General features: G+C 72.4%; 16 protein-coding genes. 8 read left to right on the top strand and 8 right to left on the bottom strand.

Annotated features, from left to right (window positions below; genetic code table 11):
- Window positions 1-90: 90 nt before the first annotated feature.
- A complete protein-coding gene (locus AB0M43_RS22430; protein WP_363727618.1) occupies window positions 91-1,674 on the bottom strand; it encodes a zinc ribbon domain-containing protein in 1,584 nt (527 codons plus the stop codon).
- A gap of 132 nt (window positions 1,675-1,806) precedes the next feature.
- Between AB0M43_RS22430 and AB0M43_RS22425 the strand changes: the two genes are divergently transcribed.
- The 5 genes from AB0M43_RS22425 to AB0M43_RS22405 all read left to right on the top strand — a co-directional run bounded on the left by AB0M43_RS22425 (window position 1,807) and on the right by AB0M43_RS22405 (window position 5,907).
- Complete coding sequence (locus AB0M43_RS22425) at window positions 1,807-1,989, top strand: hypothetical protein (protein ID WP_363727616.1); 183 nt, start codon at window positions 1,807-1,809, stop codon at window positions 1,987-1,989.
- A gap of 273 nt (window positions 1,990-2,262) precedes the next feature.
- Entirely contained in the window at window positions 2,263-3,564 is a 1,302-nt protein-coding gene (gene egtB, locus AB0M43_RS22420) for an ergothioneine biosynthesis protein EgtB (protein ID WP_363727614.1), read from the top strand.
- A gap of 3 nt (window positions 3,565-3,567) precedes the next feature.
- Window positions 3,568-4,296 carry an ergothioneine biosynthesis protein EgtC gene (gene egtC / locus AB0M43_RS22415; RefSeq protein WP_363727612.1) on the top strand — a complete coding sequence of 243 codons (729 nt, stop codon included), beginning with the start codon at window positions 3,568-3,570 and terminating at the stop codon, window positions 4,294-4,296.
- Window positions 4,296-5,246 (top strand): L-histidine N(alpha)-methyltransferase, encoded by a 951-nt coding sequence (egtD, locus tag AB0M43_RS22410; RefSeq protein WP_363727610.1) that lies wholly within the window; start codon window positions 4,296-4,298, stop codon window positions 5,244-5,246. The genes egtC and egtD overlap by 1 nt, the downstream gene beginning before the upstream one ends.
- Window positions 5,247-5,256: 10 nt before the next feature.
- Window positions 5,257-5,907 carry an NAD(P)-binding domain-containing protein gene (locus AB0M43_RS22405; RefSeq protein WP_363727608.1) on the top strand — a complete coding sequence of 217 codons (651 nt, stop codon included), beginning with the start codon at window positions 5,257-5,259 and terminating at the stop codon, window positions 5,905-5,907.
- A 49-nt stretch (window positions 5,908-5,956) separates the two neighbouring features.
- Here AB0M43_RS22405 and AB0M43_RS22400 read toward each other — a convergent pair whose 3' ends face one another.
- Window positions 5,957-8,197: a hypothetical protein gene (locus AB0M43_RS22400; RefSeq protein WP_363727606.1), complete on the bottom strand. Its 2,241-nt coding sequence runs from the start codon at window positions 8,195-8,197 to the stop codon at window positions 5,957-5,959.
- Between the two features lie 88 nt (window positions 8,198-8,285).
- Entirely contained in the window at window positions 8,286-8,711 is a 426-nt protein-coding gene (locus AB0M43_RS22395; RefSeq protein ID WP_363727604.1) for a GNAT family N-acetyltransferase, read from the bottom strand.
- Between the two features lie 55 nt (window positions 8,712-8,766).
- Here AB0M43_RS22395 and AB0M43_RS22390 point away from each other — a divergent pair, with 55 nt between their 5' ends.
- Complete coding sequence (locus AB0M43_RS22390; protein ID WP_363727602.1) at window positions 8,767-9,840, top strand: beta-eliminating lyase-related protein; 1,074 nt, start codon at window positions 8,767-8,769, stop codon at window positions 9,838-9,840.
- An 85-nt stretch (window positions 9,841-9,925) separates the two neighbouring features.
- On the opposite strand, the gene AB0M43_RS22385 is transcribed toward AB0M43_RS22390, so the two are convergent.
- Window positions 9,926-10,534, bottom strand: coding sequence for a TetR/AcrR family transcriptional regulator (locus tag AB0M43_RS22385; RefSeq protein ID WP_363727600.1), 609 nt, complete (start codon window positions 10,532-10,534; stop codon window positions 9,926-9,928).
- A gap of 48 nt (window positions 10,535-10,582) precedes the next feature.
- Here AB0M43_RS22385 and AB0M43_RS22380 point away from each other — a divergent pair, with 48 nt between their 5' ends.
- Window positions 10,583-11,143, top strand: coding sequence for a GNAT family protein (locus AB0M43_RS22380; RefSeq protein WP_363727598.1), 561 nt, complete (start codon window positions 10,583-10,585; stop codon window positions 11,141-11,143).
- 182 nt (window positions 11,144-11,325) lie between these two features.
- Here the strand turns inward: AB0M43_RS22380 and AB0M43_RS22375 are convergent, their stop codons facing one another.
- From AB0M43_RS22375 to AB0M43_RS22360, 4 genes are all read right to left on the bottom strand, one after another.
- The gene (locus tag AB0M43_RS22375; protein ID WP_363727596.1) at window positions 11,326-13,086 is read right to left on the bottom strand and encodes a S8 family serine peptidase; all 1,761 of its coding nucleotides are present in this window, start codon (window positions 13,084-13,086) and stop codon (window positions 11,326-11,328) included.
- Window positions 13,087-13,156: 70 nt separating this feature from the next.
- Entirely contained in the window at window positions 13,157-13,948 is a 792-nt protein-coding gene (locus AB0M43_RS22370) for a class I SAM-dependent methyltransferase (protein WP_363727594.1), read from the bottom strand.
- Window positions 13,949-14,147: 199 nt separating this feature from the next.
- Window positions 14,148-15,737 (bottom strand): acyl-CoA dehydrogenase family protein, encoded by a 1,590-nt coding sequence (locus tag AB0M43_RS22365; protein ID WP_363727592.1) that lies wholly within the window; start codon window positions 15,735-15,737, stop codon window positions 14,148-14,150.
- A 50-nt stretch (window positions 15,738-15,787) separates the two neighbouring features.
- Entirely contained in the window at window positions 15,788-17,005 is a 1,218-nt protein-coding gene (locus AB0M43_RS22360; RefSeq protein WP_363727590.1) for a M23 family peptidase, read from the bottom strand.
- Between the two features lie 496 nt (window positions 17,006-17,501).
- Between AB0M43_RS22360 and AB0M43_RS22355 the strand changes: the two genes are divergently transcribed.
- A complete protein-coding gene (locus AB0M43_RS22355) occupies window positions 17,502-18,110 on the top strand; it encodes a hypothetical protein (protein WP_363727588.1) in 609 nt (202 codons plus the stop codon).
- Window positions 18,111-18,246: the final 136 nt, after the last annotated feature.

The raw sequence follows: 18,246 nt of genomic DNA, 5'->3' as shown, positions 1-18,246 counted from the left end.
GGTGCCCGAGCCGGCAGCGCCTGTTGGCCTGGTGCCCCGAGCCGGCGGAGTTCTTGGGACACCGGCGCTGGCCTGAGCCCGCGCGCGCCGTCAGGGCACCGTCCGCGACGCACCCGCCGCGTTGTCCGCCGCCGTCTGGCTCCGGACCGCCGGCAGCACGCACACGTGGTCGGCGTCCCGCGCGCCCCGCCAGACGTAGCCCGCCTTGCAGGTGTCCGCCCCCGACGGGCCCCCGTTGGGTTCGCGGCGCGCGCCGGCCTGGGCGTTGTCCTGGCCGGCCTGGGTGCGCACCGCCGACGTCACGCACACGTAGTCGGTGGAGAACGCCTCGCGCCACACGTACCCGGAGCGGCAGTTCTTCGGCGGGGTCTGCGACCGGGCCGTGGCCTGCGCGTTGTCCTGCCCCGTCAGGGTGCGCGTCGCCGGGGTCACGCACACCGTGTCGGTGGGGGTCGCCTCGCGCCAGACGTAGCCGGCGACGCAGGTCCGGGAGCCGTAGGCGCCGTTGGTCCACCGCGAGGACGCCGCCCCGTTGTCGGCGAGCGCCTGGCTGTGCGTGGCCGGCAGGACGCACACGTGGTCGGACGGGAACGCCTCCCGCCACACGTAGGCCGGCTTGCACGCGTCGGCGGGCCCGGCCGTGGCGCTCGGGCTGGGCGAGGGCGACGGTGACCGCGAGGCGGACGGGGACGGGGTGGAGGAGGGCGACGGCGGCGACACACTCGGCACGGGGCTCGCCGCCGTCGCGACTGGGGTCGGGGTCGGGCCGGACGGCTGGCTGGTCAGCAGGGGCGCGACCTTGGCCGCGCCGAAGCCGATCCCGGCGAGCAGTACGAGGACCCCGACGAGGATCGGCACCGACCGGGTGAACAGGGCCACCGCCTCCCGGCCGCCGTCGAGCCGGACGGGCGGCGCGGGCGGGCGGGGCGTGATCTGCACGGTGAACCGGTGGGGCCGGGGCGCGCCCACGAACCGCCAGGGCGCGGTGACGGTGAGGGGGACGGCGGTGCCGCCGGGCGGGACGGCCACGTCGCCGGCCGGGACGCCGAACCGGAGCCGGCCGTCCGGGTCGCTGGCCGTGATCCGGACGGGTTCGACGACGTTGCCGGTGTTGGTCAGTTCGAGGCGGTGCCGGGTGCGGCCCCGGCCGGAGGTGTTCTGGGGGACGAGGACGGCGCCGAGTTCGCGGTAGACGCCCACGTCGAGGGTGCCGTCGGCCGTGGCGACCAGCCCGGGGTGCACGGTCGAGGCGGCCTGGACCCGGAACGACGCCCGGCCGGCGGGGCTGGCGGAGCCGCGCGGCGGGGCGAACCGGACGGTGGCCTCGGCCCGGTCGCCGGGGTACACGGACAGGGTCGGCGGTTCGACGGTGGCCCACGCGGCGGCGGGGCCGAGGACGGCGAGGGTGAACTGTTCGACCCGGGTCCCTCCGTTGTGGACACTGAGGGTGACCGCCGTCGTCTCCCCCGGCTCGACGGCCGCGTGCCGGTCGGCGAGGACGAGGGACGCGCCGGCCCGGTCGCCGGGGGACACGACGGGTACGGCCGTGGTCGGCTGCCGCACGGGCTGGCCGGCGGGGCCGTCCCAGCGGAGGTAGGCCCCGCACGAGGGGGCCGAACAGAACTCCGCGCCGTCAGGGTTCGCCTGACCGCACTGTCGACACTCGAGGGCCACAGTTCACGATCCCGCCGGGGGTGGGGTCCGCCACAGGGCGCGCGGGGCAGGACCGGTGGCACTTTGGGGCAGGTCGGGGTTTGGAACCGGGCGGGACGGGGCAATAGGAAGTACTCATCGACAGGAGGCACTATGTTCGCCATCATCGCAGCCGTGCTGTTCGGCTTGGCGTTGCTCTTCCAGCTCGCGGGCATCGACCCGGGTCTGATCGACGCGACGACCCTCACCACGGCGGGCCTGCTCTTCCTCGCACTGAACTTCGCGGTCGGCACGGCGACCGGCGGGTGGTCGCGCCGCTTCTCCCGCAGGCGCTGACCTCGGCCCCTCGTGGGCCGCGCCCCTGACCGGGGGGCGGGGAGGGTCCGGATCAGCGGCCGACCGGCAACGGGACGACCGGGACCCCGGACCTTCAAGGTGTCGTCATCCGCACGTGGGGATGGCGACACCTTTCTGCGACTTCTTTCGAACACCTGGTCGGTTACAGTTGCCGATCATGCCGGAGAGCTGCCCCTGATTGTCGACATTCAGTCACCTGATCCTGGTCTTGGGGACGTGTGGTGGGCAAGAATGGGGGTGCGAGGAGGAAATGTGGCCGACCCCGATGATCTTCGGGCCCGGGTCGCTGGCGAGTTGCAGCGGGCCCGGTCGCGGAGCCTGTTACTGACCGACGCCGTGGACGACGCCGATCTGGTGCGGCAACACTCCCCCCTGATGTCCCCGCTCGTGTGGGACCTGGCGCACATCGGCAACCAGGAGGAACTCTGGTTGGTGCGCGACGTCGGCGGCCGCGAGCCGGTCCGGTCCGACATCGACGCGTTGTACGACGCCTTCCAGCACTCCCGCGCCGCCCGTCCCTCGCTCCCCCTGCTCGGCCCCGCCGAGGCCCGGGGCTATGTCCGGGAAGTCCGGCACAAGGTCGAGGACGTGCTGGAGACCGCCCCGCTGGACGGCCGGCCCCTGCTGACCGACGCGTTCGCGTTCGGCATGATCGTGCAGCACGAGCAGCAGCACGACGAGACGATGCTCGCCACCCACCAGCTCCGGGTCGGCGACCCCGTGCTGCCGGCCGTCCCGCCGCCGCCCGGGAGTCCGGTGTCCGGCGAGGTGCTGGTGCCGGCGGGACCCTTCACGATGGGTACGGACTTCGAGCCGTGGGCCCTGGACAACGAGCGCCCCGCGCACCGGGTCGACGTGCCGGCCTTCCTGATCGACGCGGCCCCGGTCACCAACGCCGGGTTCGAGGCGTTCGTCCGGGACGGCGGCTACTCCGACGAGCGCTGGTGGACGCCCGACGGCTGGGCGCACGCGCGCGCGGCGGGGCTGACCGGGCCGGCGCACTGGGGCCCCGACGGGACGTACACCCGGTTCGGCCGCACGGAGCCCCGGATCGCCGACGAGCCCGTGGTGCACGTGTGCTGGTACGAGGCCGACGCCTACGCCCGCTGGGCCGGCAAGCGGCTGCCGAGCGAGGCCGAGTGGGAGAAGGCGGCCCGCTGGGACCCGGCGACCGACCGGTCCCGGCGCTACCCGTGGGGCGACGACGACCCCACCGAGGAGCACGCGAACCTGGGCCAGCGGCACCTGTCCCCCGCCCCGGTGGGCGCGTACCCGGCCGGGGCCTCCCCGCTGGGCGTGCACCAGCTGGTCGGCGACGTGTGGGAGTGGACGTCCTCGGTGTTCACGGGCTACCCGGGCTTCCGGGCGTTCCCGTACCGGGAGTACTCGGAAGCGTTCTTCGGGCCGGAGTACCGGGTGCTGCGCGGCGGCTCCTTCGGCACCGACGCGGCGGCGTGCCGGGGCACGTTCCGCAACTGGGACTACCCGATCCGGCGGCAGATCTTCGCCGGGTTCCGCTGCGCTCGGGATGTTGACGACGACGAACGGAGCTAACACATGTGCCGTCACCTGGCGTACGTCGGAGAACCGGTCACCCTGGCCGAGCTGTTGTTGGACCCGGAGCACTCGCTCCGGCACCAGGCGTGGGCCCCACGGGACATGCGCGGCGGCGGCACGATCAACGTGGACGGCTTCGGCGTCGGGTGGTACCCGGGCGACGGCGCTCCCCCGGTGCGGTACCGGCGCGCGGTCCCGATCTGGGGCGACACCAACTTCACCTCCCTCGCGCGGTCGGTGCGCTCGGGCGCGATCGTCGGCGCGGTGCGCGCGGCCACGCCCCGGATGCCGGTGGTGGAGACGGCGTGCGCGCCGTTCACCGAGGACCAGTGGCTGTTCAGCCACAACGGCGTGGTCCGGGGCTGGCCGGAGATCATCACCGGCGTGGCCGCGAAGCTGCCCGTGCTCGACCTGATCACCCTGGACGCGCCGACGGACTCCGCCCTGGTGTGGGCGCTGGTCCGCGACCGGCTGCGGTCCGGGATGGACCCGGTGAAGGCCGTGGCCGCCACCGTGACCGAGGTGTACGAGGCGGCCCCGACCGCCAGGCTCAACCTACTGCTGACCGATGGGGAGACGATCGTGGCCAGTACCTGCGGACACTCGCTGTGGACCCGCCCCGGGACCGTGGCATCGGAACCGTTCGACACCGCCGGCGACTGGGTGGCGGTGGACGATCACCGGATCGTGACCGTGACCCGGACCGGTACGACCACGGAGGCCATCTGATGGAACTCGACATCTACCTCGACCACACCGACCTGGCCAAACAGCTGCGCGCCGACGCCACGGCCGGACTGACGGCCACCCCGAAGTGGCTGTCGCCCCGCTGGTTCTACGACGCCCGGGGCAGCGAGCTGTTCGAGGAGATCACCCAGCTCGACGAGTACTACCCGACCCGCACCGAGCGGGCCATCCTCACCGCCCGGGCGCCCGAGATCGCCGAGCTGACCGGCGCGCGGACCCTGGTGGAGCTGGGCTCGGGGTCCTCGGACAAGACCCGCCTCCTGCTCGACGCGCTGGCGCCGGAGCTGTTCATGCCGCTGGACGTGTCGGTGAGCGCGTTGAAGGCGGCGGCGGTGGCCGTGCACGCGGAGTACCCGAACATGCGGGTCCATGCCCTGGTGGCCGACTTCAACCGGCACCTGGAGCTGATCCCCAGGGCCGAGTCCCGCCTCGTCGCGTTCCTGGGCGGCACGATCGGCAACCTGATCCCCGACGAGCGGGCCCGGTTCTACGCGGACCTGCGCGGCGCCCTGGAGCCCGGCGAGTGGCTGCTGCTCGGCACGGACCTGGTCAAGGACCCGGGCACCCTGGTCCGGGCCTACGACGACGCGGCCGGGGTGACGGCCGAGTTCAACAGGAACGTGCTGCGGGTGCTCAACCGCGAGCTGGGCGCGGACTTCGACGTGGACGCGTTCGAGCACGTCGCGCACTGGGACGCCGAGCGCGAGTGGATCGAGATGCGGCTGCGGGCCGAGCGGGACATGCGGGTGCACCTCGCGCGGCTGGACCTGACCGTGGAGTTCGCGGCCAAGGAGGAGCTGCACACCGAGGTGTCGGCGAAGTTCCGGGAGGCGGGGGTGGCGGCGGAGCTGCGCGCGGCCGGGTTCGAGCCGACCCGCTGGTGGACCGACCCGGACCGCCTGTTCGGCCTCACCCTGGCGGTCGCGGCCTAGAATCAAGATCATGAACATCGGGGTACTGGGTACCGGCACCGTGGGCCGGACCATCGCCAGCCGGCTCGTCGAACTGGGGCACGCCGTCACCATGGGCGCGCGCCAGGCCGGCAACGACAACGCCACCGCCTGGGCGTCGGCGCACCACGGCCGGGCCGGGACGTTCGCCGAGGCGGCGGAGTTCGGCGCGATCGTCGTCAACTGCACGGCCGGCACCGGCTCCCTGGAGGCCCTCGCGGCCGCCGGGGACCGCCACCTGGCCGGCAAGGTGCTGATCGACGTGTCCAATCCGCTGGACTTCTCGGCCGGGCTCCCGCCGACCCTGGCGGTGGCCAACACCGACAGCCTGGCGGAGCGGATCCAGGCGGCGTACCCGGCGACCCGGGTCGTCAAGGCGCTCAACACGGTGACGGCCTCCGTGATGGTCCGCCCGGACACGGTGCCCGGGGACCATCTCGTGTTCGTCGCGGGCGAGGACGCCGACGCGAAGGAGCTGGTCCGGGGGCTGCTCGGCGAGTTCGGCTGGCCGGCGGCCCGGGTGCTGGACGTGGGCGGGGTCCGGGCGGCGCGCGGTCTGGAGATGTACCTGCCCCTGTGGCTGTCGCTGTACGGGGCGCTGGGCACCGGGGAGTTCAACATCGCGGTGCACGCCGCGCAGTGACCCGCGGGGAGGGGGCGCCGCCGGCCCGCGGCGCCCCCTCCCCGTGTCTCTACAGGTGGCAGGGCCCGTCCTCGACGTTGGCCCGGGCCTCACCGATCACCACGTCGGTGAGCAGGGTGTCCAGGGCCACGGCCTGCTGGACCACCACGCCGCCGGAGATCGTCGTGCTGTTCAGCCGCAGCTCACCCACGACCAGCGCGATGGTCAGCGGGGCGCTGCCCACGGTGACCGCCACCCCGTTGATCCTCAGGCTGGCGATGTGCGAGGCGCCGGACAGTTCGGGGATCAGCCCGCTCGGCCCGGCCACGCAGGTCACCGACGCCTTCGACCGCACCACCCCCAGTTCGATGGTGACCAGCGGGATGACGGCACCCGCCGTGATCCGGCTCTGGTCGATCTGTGTCGTGGACGTCGCGTTGTCCCCGGCCGCCGGCGGCAGGTTCTGGTTGTCCGGCGTCAGGCTCGTGACCGCGTCGAGCGCCGTGAGCTTCACGGTCACGATGCCCGCCGACAGGTTCGCGTTCGCCAGCACCTCGTGGTCGTCGACACAGGGCACGTCCGGCGGGTTCGCCCGGGTCACGATGATGCCGGCCAGGTTGAGCGCCGTCGCCTGACAGGAGAAGGTGCCCGCCCGCTTCGACGTCTGGATCCGCAGGTCCGACAGGATCGGACTGGCCCCGTTGGGGCTGGCCCTCAGCGTCGTGCGGACCTCGATGTACCGGCCGACGAGTCCGAACTGGACCCCGTTGCCCACCGGCAGGTACGGACTCGCGGCGAGTCCGGCCTCCGTGTCGGCGGTGCGCGCCTCCACGGTGATCGACGTACCCGGCGGCACGCTGCCCTGCGGTTCGGTGTTCCAGGTGACCTTCCCCCACGGCGCGCCCGCGAACCCGGCGTCCTGCACGACGTTCCAGGTGCCCTGCGGGGCGGTGATCTCGCCGAGCACGGACCCGGTCATGTCGCTGTAGTTGTACGGGTTGGCGCCCGCGCCCAGGTCCACGGTGAGGTCCACCGCGCCGATCCGGTGCCCGCCGCCGCCGACCGCCCCGGCGGCCGGGTCGATCCGCATCGCGTTGTTGGTGTTGAGGTTCGCGACCCAGACCTTGCCGTTGGTGTCGACGGACACCCCGGTGGGTCCGGAGCCGCCGGGCAGGGTCACGTTGCCGACGTACGTGCCGTCGGTGCGCAGGTGCCCGACCGTGGTCTGCGCGCCCAGGATGGAGTGCGCGACCCACACGTTGCCGCTCCGGTCGACCGCCACGCCCTGCGCGTACTGGTTGCCGTGCTGGTACGTGCCGAGCACCGTGCCGTTCGGGGCGAGCTTGACGACCGCGTTGGACTGCACCGTCGTGTGCCAGATCTCGCCGGTCACCGGGTCCATGCCCAGGCCGTAGTCGCCGTGCGTCGTGTCCAGGCACGCTCCACCGGTGCCGGGGACGTAGCGCAGCAGGTTGGCGCCGTACCGGGCCGACCACAGGGTGCCGGCCTTGTCGATCAGGCCGCCGTAGCCCCCGCAGCCCAGGTTGAAGGAGCTGCCGGGAACGGTCTGGCCGGTGACCCCGTCGACCTTCTGGTGCGCGGTGTTGGAGCCGCCGGTCCACACGTCGTTGTTGCCGTCCACGGCCACGGTGCGGGTGTTGGTGCCGGCGACCCGGGTGTAGTTGATCAGGCATTCGTCGGCGGCGGTGGTGACCCCGCCGTTGCTGTCCGCGCCGCCCGCGTTGGTCCACGGCCGGATGTCGCCGAGTCCCCGGGACGTGGCGAACAGCCCGTCGGAGTTCCGGTCGACGCAGGTGTTGTAGCCGAACGGGCCGGCGAGGTAGTCGCCGACCGGGTTCGGGGTGCCGTCGGAGTTGACCCGGGTGCCGCCGACGATCACGCCGACCCGGGTGATGGAGCCCTTGCCGCCGCCGGCCTCGGCCCGGTTGGACAGCCAAGTGTTGCCGAACCGGTCGACCGTGGTGCGGGACGGGTCCCTGCCCTGGCCGGCGGGCGCCGAGTTCCACTCGCCGACGATCGCGCCGGTGTCGACGTCGGCGCGCACCATCGTGCCGCGCGCCGAGGCGGCGATGTTCACGAACGGGAAGAACGCCTGGGCCTTGTCCAGTTGCAGCTGGTTGCCGTTGGGCGCGTCGTGGTTCACGTCGTTCGGCACGCCCTGGTCGAACTGGGCGTCGGTGGTGTAGAGCACGTTCGATCCCGGTACGGGTGCGGCCTGCGCCACCGACGGGACCACGAGGAGGGACAGGGGCAGGGCGAGCGCGAGGAGCGCTCCGGGGGTTCTTCGCATGGCGGTTCCCCTTCACGACGTGATCACCGAGAGTAGTGAGCACGGTGCGAGGAGCCTAGATTGACCACAGTGGACGCATTGTCCTCGATCAGACGCATAACTCCGGGCTCAGGGGGAAGTGCCCCAGCACCGACCGGTGCCGGACACCCATCCCGACCAGCTCGATCATGCCCATACGCTCGTAGAACGGCTTCACGTCGGGATCGCAGACGAGGTCCACGGAATAGAGATGTGCGGCTTCGGTAAGAATCCTGTGTACCAGCTGTGCGCCGATCCCCCGGCCCTGGTATTCCGGGAGCACCTCCAGCCACGGCACGAAGCCGGTGAGCACGCCGTCACTGATCAGGTTGACGAACCCGACGATCCGGTCGCCGTCGAGGGCGAGGACCACCCGGTGGCTGCCCCGGAGGGCGGCGGCGTGCGCCTCGGGGGTGGGCGCGGCGGGCCAGCCCACGAAGAAGCCCGCAAACCGGTCGGCGCGCAGGTCGGAGGTGTCGGTCGAGTACCGGATCATGGGGTTGATTGTCGCGGACCGCGCCAGCCGTTTTCCCCCGTGGCAAGATCGACGGATGACGGAGACAGCGGTGGAACAGCGGCGCCGGATCATGCGCGGGTGCCGCAGATGGCTCGGCGGCGCGCCCGCGCCCACCCCCGGGCAGCGGCTCGCCCAGCTCACCGAATACGTGGGCGCCTTCGAACGCGGGGACATGTACGGCGACGGCGGGCCGGTCACCGCCCTGGAGACCCGGGTCGCGGAGCTGCTCGGCACCGAGGGGGCCCTGTTCTTCCCGACCGGGACGATGGCCCAGCAGGTGGCGCTGCGCGTCCACGGCGGCACGGTGGCCATGCACCCGCTGTTCCACCCGGAGGTGCACGAGCGGCACGCGTACTCGACGCTGTCCGGGTTGCGGGCCGTGTGGCCGACCACCGCGCCCCGGCTGCCCACCCCGGACGAGGTCGCCGGCTGCGAGCCCTTCGACACCCTGATGCTGGAACTCCCGCTCCGCGAGGCCGGCTTCCTGCTGCCCACCTGGGACGAACTGACCGCCACGGTCGCCGCCGCCCGGGACCGGGGCGCGAAGGTGCACCTCGACGGGGCCCGGCTGTGGGAGTGCACGGAGCACCTCGGGCACGGCCTCGCGGAGATCGCCGCGCTCGCCGACTCGGTGTACGTGTCCTTCTACAAGACCCTCGGCGGCATCTCCGGCGCGGCCCTGGCCGGCCCGGCGGACTTCGTGGCGGAGGCCCGGGCGTGGCGGCACCGGTACGGGGGCAACCTGTTCCAGCAGTGGCCGGCGGCGCTGTCCGGGCTGATCGGGCTCGACACGGAACTGCCCCGGCTGCCGGAGTACCTCGCGCACGCCAAGGTGGTCGCACGGGCGCTGGCCGGACACGTGACGGTGCACCCGGAGGTGCCGCACACCCACGAGTTCCAGGTCTGGCTGCCGTACCCGGCGGAGCGGGTCAACGAGGCCGGGCTGGCCCTGGCGGAACGCACCGGGGAGTTGCTGTTCGGCGGCTTCTGGGACGCGGGCACGCCGGGCTGGTCGAAGACCGAGGTCACGGTGGCGTCGTGGAGCCTGGAGTGGTCGGCCGAGGACGTCTCGGCGGCGGTGCGGGGGCTCCTGGCCGAGCTGGCCTGAGGCGGGGCGCGCCGACCTGACCCAGCCGCGCCGGGCCCGGGTCGCGACGACGCGGCCGACCCGGCGCGGCCCCGGCGGACAGCGGCTACCCGTCGGTGCCGGCCCCCGCCGCCAGCCCCGCCAGAAACTCGTCCAGCAGGCTCACCTGCCGCTCCGCCGGGAACGCCGCAGGATCCAGCAGCGCCTGCACCACCACCCCCAGCGCGAACGACTGCGCCGTGGCCGCCACATCGGACGGATCGGCCCCGGCCGGCAGTTCCCCGCGCCGCTGGGCCGCCTCGACGTGCACCTGGAGCTTGTCCCGCGACCGGGCGTAGCGGCGGGCCTGCTCGGCGCCCAGCTCCGGGTCGGACAGCGCGACGTCCCAGGAGCCGACCCAGATCCTGCTCATGGCCGGCTCGTCCCCGGTCAGGGGCAGGATGTCGCACAGGCCGGACCGCAGCGACGCCAGGCCCTCGGCGGGCGGCTCGAACCGGTCCCGGGCCTCGGTGCGTTCGAAGAGCACGTCGAGCGCGTGGCCGACGAGGGCGCGCTTGTTGGGGAAGTAGTGCACGAGCAGGCCGGTCGAGGCGTCCATCTCGGCGGCGACGGCGCGCAGGGTCAGGCCGCCGAAGCCGCGCTGGGCGAGCACCCGCCAGACGGCCTCGGAGACGTCGCGGCGGCGGGCTTCGTGATCTCCTCGGGCGGGGGGCATGCGTGTTAGCGTACCTACCGAACGTTCGTTATGTATAAGGAGGCTGCCATGTTCGCCCTGCCCCTCGGTGACCGCGCCGAACTCCGACCGCTGGAGCCCTGGCGGGCGGAGGAGTTCCTGGCGAACCTCGACCGGTGCCGCGCGCACATCGCGCCCTGGGTCGGCGCGTCCTTCGTGGCCGCCGACCTGGACGGCGCCCGGCACGTGCTGCGCCGCTACGCCGAGCGGGTCGCCACCGACTCCGGCGGGATCTGGGGCATCTGGCTGGACGGCACCCTGGTCGGCGGCGTGCTGTTCGTGTCGTTCGACGCCGCCTCGGGGGTGGCCGAGGCCGGCTGCTGGCTGGAGGAGTCCGCGCAGGGCAACGGCCTGGTGACCCGGGCTGTGGGGTACCTGCTGGACTGGGCGTTCGGGGTGCGCGGCCTCAGCCGGGTCGAGTGGCGCACCATCGCCGGCAACGAGCGCAGCATCGCGGTGGCCCGCCGGCTGGGGATGAGCCGGGACGGGGTGCTGCGCGAGGTGAACCCGGGGCCCGACGGCCGGCTGGACGACGAGATCTGGTCGCTGCTGGCGCGGGAGTGGCGGGCCGGCGACCCGGCGGGCCGGTAGACCAAAAGAACACCGCCTCGACCGGTACCCGGAAAAGGATCTTCCCGGGTTTCGGCGGAAGCGGTGGGACCAGGGCTTTCAGAGGAGGAGTGTCCAGAGCCTCCCAGCAGGGCCACTCCTCCCCTGAAAGCGCGAGCGGTGCCCCGGACCTCCTGAGGGGAGAAGGTCCGGGGCACAGGCCTCTAGAAGGTCAGGTTCCAGGCGTCGATCTTGCCCACGTCCTGACTCGCGATGTCCTGGACCTTGAGCTTCCACACCCCGTTGGCGACCTCGGAACTGGCGTTGACCGTGTACGTCTTGATCACGTTGGCCACGCTGTCGTTGTTCGCGAAGTCCTCCAGCAGGTACACCGTGCCGTCCGGGGCCACCAGCGAGATGACCAGGTCACCACGGTAGGTGTGCTTGACGTCCACGCCGACCTTCAGCGTGGCCGGGGCGTTGCCCGTGACGCCGCTGACCGTGATCGAGGACGTCACCGTGGCGTTGTCCGCGACGGCCACGTCGGCGAGGTTCTCGAAGTACGCGCCCGGCGGGACCGTGGAGCCCACGGCCTTGAGCGCGTCGACCTGACCCTCGCCGAAGAACGCGTTGTTCGCCGTCGTGCCGGTGCACCGGTTGTCCGACGGGCACGCCACGTCCTTGGCCTGGCTGGTCAGCTTCGTCCGCAGCTGGGCCGGGGTGTCGGTCGGGTTGGTGCTGGCGAGCAGCGCCGCGACGCCGGCCACGTGCGGGCTGGCCATCGAGGTGCCGTTCATGTTGCCGTACTTGCCACCCGGCAGGGTCGAGTAGACCCCGCTGGAGCCGTCGCCGCCCGGGGCCGCGACATCGATGATGCCGTTGCCGAAGTTGGAGTACGACGCCTTCACGTTGCCGTTGCCCATCGCCGCCACGGTCACGACGCCCGGCAGCTCGGTCGGGATGTCGATGCACGCGTTGGTGATGGTGCGGGTGACCGGCGTCGAGTCGTTCGGGCTCTCGGAGTCCGTCGTCTTGTTCGCCAGGTTGTAGTTGGAGTTGCCGGCGGCGGCCACGTTCAGCACGCCCTTGCCCTCCGCGTACGCCGTGGCCCGCTTGACGCCCTCGATGATGGCGGCCTGGTCCACGTTGTCCGGGCAGTTGAACTGCCACGGGTCGGTGAAGTAGCTGTTGTTGGTGACCTTGAAGCCGTGGTCCCCGGCCCAGATGAAGCCGCAGATCGTGTTCTCCGCGAAGAACAGGCTGGTCGAGGGCTCGGCGATCCGGACCGAGGAGATCTTCACCCCGGGGGCGACGCCGATGACGCCCTTGCTGTTCTTGGCCGCCGCGACGGTGCCGGCGACGTGCGTGCCGTGCTGGCCGACGTCGCGCCACGCGCCGGTGCGGGTGTCGGCCTTGCCGTACGCGCAGGACGCGGAGTCAGCCGCGTTGAAGTTCGGCGACAGGTCCTGGTGCTGGTCGTCCACCCCGGTGTCGAGGATGCCGACCTTGACCGAGGACGAGCCCGTGGTGACCGCCCACGCCTGGTCCGCCTTGATCTGGGTCATGTCCCAGCGGTTGGACTCGGCGAGGGTGGTGGTGCTCTGGGTCGGGTTCGGCGGGAGCGCCGGGTTGTACGCGTCGGCCGGCACGTCCGAGGTCCGGGTCGCCCCGACCTGCTGGACGCCGGAGACGCCGCGCATCGTCGCCGCGAACGACGCCGAGGAGGAGTGCGCGACGACGACGCCGATCGCGTCGTACGAGGCGAAGACCGTGCCCGAGTTGTTCGCCACGGCCGTCTTGGCACCGGTCGTGTCGTTGGGGGCGGTGATCACCAGGTACGCCCGGGTGCCCGCGGCCCACACGGCGGCCGGTGCGCTCGGGGCCGCGGCCGTGACCGTGGCCGGGGCCACGAACGCGACGGTGGCACCGAGTGCGACGGCGGCGAGGGCGGATCGCCGCAGTCGACTGGCAGTGAGGGGGTTCAATGCGTCCTCCGCTTGCTAGGGGGTGACGCAACTTAGCCAAACTCTGACTTAAGAAGAAAAGGCATTGTGCTTAAGAGTCACTTAAGAGCCCCGCGACCGTGATCAGATGGCTACTTGTGCCCAGCATGGCCGGTTCCTCCTCGATGCCCCGGAGCAGCTCCAGCATCAGCGCGCGCTGATCGGGGGACGCGAGCACCTCCGGCAGCCGACCGGCCATCCACAGTGCACTCTCCACACACACCACCCGGCGCACGGCCAGCCCGGCGTCGCGCGCCTCGGCCGCCGGCTCGTCGGGGTGGTGGAAGTAGGCGGTGGTGAAGTACGGGCCGCCGCCGTGCACGCCGGTCGCCAGGACGTCGCGGACCAGGCCGACGAAGAGCGGGTCGGCGGCGTACCCCTTGACGAAGCCGTCGAACAGGGACGCGAACCGGCCGATCGTCGCGCCGAGCACCACCCCGCCCGGCCGGAGCACCCGGCGGGCCTCGGCCCAGGCCAGCACCCGGTCGGCCCGGTCGGTCAGGTGGTAGAGCGGGCCGAACAGCAGCACCGCGTCCACGCTCGCGTCGGCGACGTCGAGGGCCCGGGCGTCGCCCACGGCGGCGGTGACCCCGGGCAGGGCCCCGGCGGCGGCCACGTGGTCGGGGACCGGGTCGACGACGTGCACCCGGTGGCCGGCGGCGGCGAGCGGGGCCGCGTAGACGCCGGTCGCGCCGCCGACGTCGAGGATGTCGGCCGGGGCGGCCGGGAGGGCGCGTTCGAGGATGTCCCAGGTGCGGAGGTACTCCAGCAGGCCGGTGCCGGCGGCGAGGCGGGTGCGCTCGCCGCCGCGGTTGTAGTAGTCGAGGACGTCGGGTCTCAGCATCGCCCCATCCTGGCCCGCGCGCCCGCCACCGGTCGATCGAAATACACCACGATCAGGGGGTTACGGCGACACCTCCCCCGGCGCGCGGCGGCCGTCCGGGGCACCCGGCACGGGATCCGCCGGCTCCGCCGCCGGAGGGCGCTCCGGTGCGTGGCCCGGGCGGGGCCGCCGGGTCGAGGGGGCGGATCGGCCGGGCGGGTCAGCCCAGCCGCGCCAGGATGCCCGTCAGGTCCGCGCCCGCCGGCAGGGTGCCGAACGCGATCCCCCAGTCCCCGCCGAGCCGCGAGGCGCAGAACGCGTCGGCGACGGCCGGCGGCGCGTACCGGATCAGCAGGGAGGCCTGGAGCAGCAGCGCGAGCCGTTCCACCAGCCGGCGCGCCCCCGCCTCGGTCGCGTCGGCCAGCGCGAGGGCCCGCAGCGCGGCGTCGTAGCGCGGGTCGACGCCGACGGCCAGGGCCAGTTCCGCCTGGAACGCCTCGACCGTCTCCGGTCGGCGCATGGCGCGCAGCGCGTCGAGGGCGGCCACGTTGCCGGAGCCCTCCCAGATCGAGACGAGCGGGGCCTCCCGGTAGAGCCGGGGCATGCCGGACTCCTCGACGTAGCCGTTGCCGCCCAGGCACTCCAGGGCCTCGGCGGCGTGCGCGGGGCCGCGCTTGCAGACCCAGTACTTGGTGACGGCCAGGGCCAGGCGGCGGAAGTCGTCCTCGCCCCGGTCCTTGGCCCCGGCCAGGCGCAGGGCGACCGTGGTGGCGGCCTCGGATTCCAGCGCCAGGTCGGCGAGCACGTTGCGCATCAGGGGCTGGTCGCGCAGGGCCTTGCCGAACGCCGTGCGGTACGTCGTGTGGTGGGCCGCCTCGCGCACCCCGGTCCGCATCCCGCTGGCCGCGCCGAGCACGCAGTCCAGCCGGGTCATGTTGACCATCTCCAGGATGGTGCGCACCCCGTCGCCCTCGTCGCCGACCAGCCAGCCGGTCGCGTCCTCGTACTCCACCTCGGCGGAGGCGTTGGACCGGTTGCCGAGCTTGTCCTTGAGCCGGACCAGGCGCATCGGGTTGCGGGTGCCGTCGGGCAGCACCCGGGGCAGCAGGAGGCAGGACAGCCCGGCCGGGGCCTGGGCGAGCACCAGGAACAGGTCGGACATCGGGGCGGAGGTGAACCACTTGTGCCCGGTCAGCCGGTAGGTCCCGTCCGGTCGCGGGACCGCCGTCGTCGTGTTGGCCCGCACGTCCGAGCCGCCCTGCTTCTCGGTCATCGACATGCCGGCGACCAGCCCGCGCTTGGTCGACGGTTCGCGCAGGCCGAAGTCGTAGACGGTGGAGGTCAGCAGCGGCTCGAACCGGGCGGCCAGCTCCGGGTTGCGGCGCAGGGCCGGCACCACGGCGTAGGTCATGGAGACCGGGCAGCTGTGCCCGGCCTCGACCTGGCCCCAGACGTAGAACTGGGCGGCGCGGGCCACGTGCGCGCCCTTGCGGTCGTCGGCCCAGGGCGCGGCGTGCAGCCCGTACCCGACGGCGGTGGTCATCAGCTCGTGCCACGCCGGGTGGAACTCGACCTCGTCGATCCGGTGCCCGTACCGGTCGTGGGTGCGCAGCACCGGTTCGTTCTCGTTGGCCAGCCGGCCCAGGTCCCGGGAGTGTTCCGTGCCCGCCAGGGTGCCCAGCTCGCGCAGGGTCGGGACCGACCAGTCCGCGCCCTCCCGCCCGACGCCCTCCAGGAGCGCGGGGTCCTCGGCGAGATCGCGCCCGACCAGCGGCGGCACCTGGTTGGTCACCTCGTGGGTGGCGGACATGGGGTTCCTCCTCGCACCGGGAACCCCATGTTACCGCCAGGTAGCCCTACTCAGCAGGCCGGCGGAGCCGGTTGGCCCGCGGTCAGCTTCACGAACGCGGCCGAGATGTACCCGCCGTCGGGCTTGCGGTCCCAGACCGAGGTGGTGCCGTACGGGCCGGTGACCGAGCCGCCGGTGGCCACGCACGCGACCTGGATGACGTCGTTGTGCGCCTGCGAGCCGACCACCGAGTACGTCGTGCCGGGTCCACTGCGCACGTTCACGGTGGTGAAGGTGCCCGAGTTGACCGTGCCGGTCGTACCGGTCGGGGTGGGGCCGCCGCCGCCGTAGTTGACCAGGTTGCAGCAGGTGTTGCCGTAGATCTTGGTGCCGTTGCGCTCCGCGTAGCCCTGGTAGGCGCTGGTGCCCTCGTACCAGGTCCAGCCGCCGATGTCCTTGCCCTGGACCGCGATGGCGGTACTGCCCTGCCACAGCGTCCAGTGGGTGTGGTCGCCGTTGGCCGAGCCGCCGCACGGCAGCTCCTCGGCGATGTTGCCGAGCTGCTCGCCGAGGGTGACGTCGGAGCCGTCGGCCTTGGTGGTGGTGTTGCGCAGGTGGTAGTAGCCGGTGGTGTAGCCGTTGTCGTGCACCACCTTCAGGAAGGGCCAGGTGCCGCCGGTGGTGCAGAACCGGTAGAGCTTGCCGGCCCGGGAGGTGCGGACCTTGCCGTCGCCCCCGTAGAAGTCGATCGAGTTGTACGGCCGGGAGGTCCCCGAGTTGCCGTGCACGCCCCAGTGCGCCCAGCCCTTGTTCTGCTCCCACGGCAGGGCCAGCCCGGTGGGCGTGCCGGCGAGGGGGGCCGGCTGGTTGAAGAGCGCCTTCTCCTCGGCGTCCACGACGGCGAGCGGAGCCTGCCGGGCCGCCGCGCCGAACTCGGGGGTGCCCTCCAGCGTGACCCGCCACGCGCCGCGCACCCGCTGGGCGAGGAACAGGGCGGTGACCGGGGAGGCCTCGACCCCGCCGGGGACCCGGATGATCGCGCCGCCGAAGACCCAGGCACCGGACCGGCGCTTGGGCTCGACCATCGTCTCGAGGGTTGGGGCCGCGAGGGCCGGGCTCGCGTACGCCGCCCGGGCCTGGGCGCCGTGCTGGGCGACGAGGGTGGTCGCCACGGTCTGCCGGAGGGTGGTGTCGTCGGTGGGGGCGGCCTGGGCGGGGACGGAGCCGACGGCGATCGCGCCGAGCAGAGTGCCGAGGGCAACTCCGGAGCGTAACCAGAGTGGAGACATTGGGTACTCCTTGAGAGGGGTGGTACAGCAGGTTTGATATTCATCGCCTTCAGTACCACCGGTCAAAGGATGTCCACTGTGTGAACGTTCCACCGAAATAACAGCCGTGACCTGCGGGGACGCGCCCCGCCGGTTGGCAATCAGTGAATCATGAGAAACTCGGCAAACGGGTAGATTCCCGAATTAGCCGCAGTCGTCACCCGGGACACCCGGGGTCCGGAGTCGCCCCGCCGCACGGAGCGCGGACCGGGGCCGGAGCCTGGTATTACAACGCTCAGTTGCGGTTTTGTCAGTCGTGAACCCGACCCGGAGGGACGCCCTCTATTGCAAATGGCGCACCAATTCGGGACCCGGCGAAAATGATCAGAAGTCAATAGCTGGAGAAAATTTGTTTTCCCGAGATCGTGACACCGGTTTGCTTGATTGGGCCAAATCTTTGCCATAGCCTGGCCGAGTTATCGATTGACACCCCCCGTTGACGATAAGGAACCCGGCAATGAGTGAAGCACTCACGTCGTCGGAGTACATGGCCGCCACCTACCGCATCGCGCTCGCCGAGACGACCCGCGCCGTACTGAGCATCGGACGATGCTCCGACGGCGACCGGGTCATCAACTACTGCGCCGGCACCGGCGAGGACAACCTCGCCATCGCGGCGGCCGTGGCCCCGACGGGGGTCGTCTACGCGGTCGACGTCGATCCCGCCAAGCTGTCGCGACTCGATGCGCTGGCCACGGCCCGCGGCCAGGCTGACCTGGTCAGGGCCTGGCCGAAGGACGCCATGTTCGCCGCCGACACACCCCATGTCCCGACCCACATCGCCTGCCTGTTCGGCCTGCACCGGCTGCCCGACCCCGCGTTGGCCACCCGGCGCTGGGCGGAGGGCGGCAGCCCCGCCACGAAGCTGCTGACGGCCGACTGGGCCACCCAGGGCGAGTCCACGCTGCCGGCGGTCTCGACCGCGTGGACCCTGGTCACCTCGGTCACACTGGAATTCCCGGTGCCCGCCATGGTGCCTACCGCCCGCCGTTCCGGGGACGCCGCGCCGGCCCCGCGACTGATGGCGAGTGTGGTGGTGCGGGAATGGACGGGAGCGACGCGTTGACCGTCGATTCTCCGACCGTATTAGCGACGAGAACCGGACTGACTTAATCCATCATGTACAGTCGCGCGACCGCTCATTCGACCACTGAGGACGACTAGTCGACTTTGCAGACAATTGAAGCCGAAAGGGGTGGCTC

Origin of the sequence: Longispora sp. NPDC051575 (genome assembly GCF_040681875.1) — a bacterium.
Taxonomy (GTDB): Bacteria; Actinomycetota; Actinomycetes; order Mycobacteriales; family Micromonosporaceae; genus Longispora.
The sequence above is the reverse complement of the archived record's forward strand: the minus strand, read 5'-3'. Positions and strand labels throughout refer to the sequence as shown.